The sequence below is a fragment of the Bradyrhizobium sp. MI1.10 genome (assembly GCF_055811035.1).
In genome coordinates this window covers 29,019-32,798 of record NZ_JBVVPN010000054.1, presented here as the reverse complement: position 1 = coordinate 32,798, position 3,780 = coordinate 29,019, and the positions used below count along the sequence as shown (strand labels likewise).

General features: G+C 63.7%; 3 protein-coding genes. All 3 read left to right on the top strand.

What is annotated here, in order from left to right; translation table 11 throughout:
• The first annotated feature begins 254 nt into the window (after positions 1–254).
• The 3 genes from AC0L3K_RS35195 (at position 255) to AC0L3K_RS35185 (ending at position 3,659) form a co-directional block, all read left to right on the top strand.
• Positions 255–1,229 carry an NADPH:quinone oxidoreductase family protein gene (locus AC0L3K_RS35195; RefSeq protein WP_473367742.1) on the top strand — a complete coding sequence of 325 codons (975 nt, stop codon included), beginning with the start codon at positions 255–257 and terminating at the stop codon, positions 1,227–1,229.
• A gap of 408 nt (positions 1,230–1,637) precedes the next feature.
• A complete protein-coding gene (locus AC0L3K_RS35190; RefSeq protein ID WP_473367741.1) occupies positions 1,638–2,480 on the top strand; it encodes a hypothetical protein in 843 nt (280 codons plus the stop codon).
• Positions 2,481–2,498: 18 nt separating this feature from the next.
• Positions 2,499–3,659 (top strand): TAXI family TRAP transporter solute-binding subunit, encoded by a 1,161-nt coding sequence (locus AC0L3K_RS35185; protein ID WP_007598749.1) that lies wholly within the window; start codon positions 2,499–2,501, stop codon positions 3,657–3,659.
• Positions 3,660–3,780: the final 121 nt, after the last annotated feature.

Genomic DNA, 3,780 nt, shown 5'->3' with positions numbered 1-3,780 from the left:
CCGGTCACAACACGGGGTTCCAACCCCCGCGGTCTGCCGCCCCGCTGTGGCCCCCCCGCCCCAACAACACCGGATTTCCGCGCGGCCCGTTTTTCTGTATTGCTTCGCTGCGCTCGCAATGACGAGAGGATAGGCCGGTGCGGTCTAATAGACAAAGAAACCGGATTGTCGCCCGCACCTAAATCCGGCAGAAACGGGCAAACTATAAATCCACTCGAAACGCCCAGTACTTCACTTCTCAAGAAGGTGCCGCCATGAAAGCCATCCTCTGCTCGCAATATTGCCAGCCCGACGATCTCGTTCTGGCCGACGCGCCGGATCCGGTGGCCGGTCCCGGCGAAGCCGTGATCGCGATCAAGGCTGCGGCGCTGAACTTCTTCGACATCCTGATGATCCAGGGCAAGTACCAGATCAAGCCGCCGTTCCCGTTCTCGCCGGCCGCCGAAGTCGCGGGCGTGATCGAGAGCATCGGCCCCGGCGTGACCGATCTGAAGGTCGGCGATCGCGTCGTCGCCTCCTGCGGCCACAACGGCGCGCGCGAAAAGATCGCGCTGCCGGCGGCATCGATCGTGAAGATCCCCGACAATCTCGATTATGACCGCGCGGCCGGCATCATCATCATCTACGGCACGGCGCTGCATGCGCTGGAAGATCGCGCGAGCCCGAAGCCGGGCGAGACGCTCGCGGTGCTCGGCGCCGCCGGCGGCACCGGACTTGCCGCGTGCGAGCTCGGCAAGCTGATGGGCCTGAAGGTGATCGCCTGCGCGTCGTCGGACGAGAAGCTCGAATTCGCGAAGGCGCACGGCGCAGAACTCACGCTCAATTACGGCAAGGAAGATTTGAAGGAAGGCTTGCGAAAGCTCACCGGCGGCAAGGGCGTCGACATCATCTTCGATCCCGTGGGCGGCACCTATGCCGAGCAGGCGCTACGCTCGATTGCCTGGGAAGGCCGCTTCCTCGTGATCGGATTTGCTGCCGGCGACATTCCAAAGATGCCGCTGAACCTCGCGCTTCTGAAAGGCTGCGACATCCGCGGCGTGTTCTGGGGCGCGTGGACCCGACTTAACCCGGAAAAGAACCGCGCCAATCTCGAGAAGCTCGTGAAGTGGACGGCGGAAGGAAAAATCTCCTCGCATGTCGATCGCGTCTTCCCGCTGGCACAGACTGCGGATGCGCTGAAGGTGCTCGCGGGACGTCAGGCCATGGGCAAGGTGATCCTGCATCCGTGAGGCTATGCGGCGTGGCGTGTGTCGGTACGGCCGCTCGCCACGAGCTCAACTGTCATCGCCCGGCTTGACCGGGCGATCCAGTACTCCGAGACGTCAGTCATTGAATCGAGAAGCCGCGGCGTACTGGATTCCCGCCTTCGCGGAGAATGACAGCGAGCGCGGGACAGGCAGTGTCCGCGCCGCCGCCGGATCAATCCCCGTCAACCATTACCGACAAAATTGTGGGGCATTCCTTCGCCTCGCCCCAATCAAACCCAAATATCTCCCGATTCGCGCAAGCCGCCGACTTTTTTTGGGCTGATTCAGACGGCGATTTACCGGCTCCAGTTTGCGGGGCATTTCTGGACAACAACAAAAAGACTGAAGCCGGGATGCCCCAGCGTTGCGTTAGTAAGGGGGAGCATCACCATGGAGACGACGGCGTACCGCCCGTCCAGGGAATCGAGATCGGTCGATTCCGATCAAGCTGCATCACATCCGGCCGTCGCGTCCTATATCCGTGCGCGCGCCGCGCGGGTCGATCTGTCACCGGAAGATCCAATTCCACTGTTCCTGTCCGATCCGCTCGGTGTGCCGGATTCAGCCGAATATACGGCGCGGGCGTTGAGTCCCCGGCTCAGATTTGTCCCGCCTGTTCTCGCGGCGGTTCTCGTCGCATCCACGCTGGCCGTTGCGGCCGCGCTGTTTCAGCCCAGTCTCCGCAATCTCTTCGCCGCCGACGCTGCCAGCCCGACGGGTGCCGAGCTGGACCAGGCCATGGCGTCGGCCGACGTGCCGGACAGGCCTCAGACCGCGTACAAGGACCCGGCGCGCTTGGGCAACACGAGGCTGGCGAGCGCTGACGCGCAGGATCTCCCCGCAGCCTCAGCTCCGAGCCGCGAAGCGATTGCGACTGCCTATCAAACCGCGCTGCAAGCCCAGGCGCCCGGGCCAGTCGCCGCGCCGCCTGCGCCCCCACCGCCCGCCAAGACGCTCGATGCCGACACACTGGCTGGGCTGATGGCGCGCGCGAACGGTCTGTTGGCGGTCGGCGACATTGCCGCGGCGCGCCTGCTGCTCGAACGCGCCGCCAATGCACAGGATGCAACGGCTGCATTTCTGCTCGCGCAAACCTATGACCCGGCGGTGCTGGGCACGAGCGACGCGCGGCGCGTTGCTGCCGACGCGACCGCCGCGCGCGACTGGTACCAAAAGGCCGCAGGCCTTGGATCGGCGGAGGCGCGGCAACGCCTCGCCCAGCTTCAGAACTAGAACTCTTTAGGGGATATCATGCGTAACGCTTTGAGAATGGCGCTTGCCGCCATCATGACGATCTGTGCCTTCGCGGCACGCGCCGAGCAGACCGAATATGATCCGGCCAAGGTCTCTGACAGCCTGAAAGCCATCTTCCAGTTCGGTTCGAGCTCGACCAAGCAGTCGCTGAACGCCAACACCGTGACGTTGATCACCGGCACGATCGGCGGCACCTATGTGCAATTCGGCGCCGACCTCGCCTCCGTGCTCGACGACGGCAACAGGATTCGTGTGTTGCCAATCGTCGGCCGAGGCTCGGTGCAGAGCGTTGCCGACATCCTGTTCCTGCAAGGCGTCGATCTCGGAATCGTGCGCGCGGATACGCTCGACTATCTCGAGCGCAAAGGTTTTGCCAAGGACATCAAGAAGCAATTCACCTATGTGACGAAGCTCTACAACGAGGAGATGCAGGTGATCGCGCCAAAAGCGGTCGCGACACTCAAGGATCTGGAAGGCAAAACTGTAAGCGTCGATCTGCCGAACGGCGGCACCTTCGTCACCGCGCTCACCGTGTTCGAGCGGCTCGGGATCAAGGCGAAATTCGTTTATGTCGAGCAGCGCATCGCGATGGAGAAACTGAAGGCCGGCGAGATCGACGCCGTCATCGTGGTCGGCGGCAAACCGTACAAGTCCGTTTCGACCTTCGGCAATGACGGCCGCTTCCACCTTGCGACCGTGGATTATGCAAAGCCCCTCCAGAGCGACTATCTGCCGGCGACGCTGACCGCCAAGGACTATCCGAACCTAGTCAAGGAGGGCGAGAGCGTGGACACCATCGCGGTGCCGGCGGTGCTCGCGGCCTACAACTGGGCGCCCAACACCGAGCGCTACCGCAAGCTTGCATTGTACGTGGACGCGTTCTTCACGAAGTTCCCGACGCTGCAGAACCCGCCTTTCCATCCCAAGTGGAAGGAGGTCTCGCTCGCGGCGCCCCTGGCGGGCTGGAACAGATTGCCGGTGGCGCAGCAATGGCTCAACCGCCACGGCGTCGAACCGGTGACGCGGCAACGCTTCGAGGCGTTCCTGCAACAGAGCCCCTCGGCCGCAAAAGTGTCCGACGCGGACAAGGAAACGCTGTTCAAGCAATTCCAGGCGTGGGACGCGGAAAAGGCGCAGGCGCAGGCGGAAAAGAAGTAGCGAGCAGTCATCCACAGCTGTCATGGGCCCCCCACGCGGGGGGGGGCCCGCATGCGCCCCGGGTTTGTGTTGAAAGGGAGGGGGCCCCGGGGGGGGGGGGGGGGGGGGTTTTGGGGGGGGG